This window comes from Streptomyces doebereineriae, from assembly GCF_031845645.1.
GTDB lineage: Bacteria > Actinomycetota > Actinomycetes > Streptomycetales > Streptomycetaceae > Streptomyces > Streptomyces canus.
In genome coordinates, this window is record NZ_JAVREZ010000134.1 from 1 (window position 1) to 490 (window position 490).

The 490-nt window shown below is 66.7% G+C and carries 1 pseudogene; it reads left to right on the forward strand.

Features of this window, described 5'->3' with window-relative positions:
• A pseudogene (locus RNB18_RS51080) lies at positions 1-398 on the forward strand (LLM class F420-dependent oxidoreductase); the annotation flags it as partial.
• Positions 399-490 lie beyond the last annotated feature (92 nt).

Genomic DNA, 490 nt, shown 5'->3' on the forward strand with positions numbered 1-490 from the left:
TCGCCGGCCTGCGGGCCGCGTGGGGGCAGCGCGAGGTCGACGGTTTCGTCATCGAACCGCACGCCACCAGTACGGATCTGGAGGTCTGGGTGGGTGGGCGCACCAAACGCTCACTGCGGCGTGCCGTCGAATTGGGCACCGGCTGGGTACCTTTCGGCCTTTCGCCCGACATTATCGCCGAGTTTCTCGCACCACATCAGCTGCCCGCGGATTTCGATGTCGTCCTCTCCCCCGGGGTGGCACTGGACCCGCTGGGCGACCCGGATTCCGCACGAGGCCGTCTGGGCCGGCTGCGCGACGCCGGGGCCACGATCGCCAACTGCACGGTGCAGGCGCGAAGCGCCGAACACTTCTGCGATCAACTCGCGGCGCTTCATGCGATCGGCGAGACGATCTGATTCACACGATCTGGTTCGTCCGCATTTGGGCGATCTGCCCGGCGTCATAACCGATCTCGGCGAGCACCTCGTCGGTGTGCTCACCCAACAGC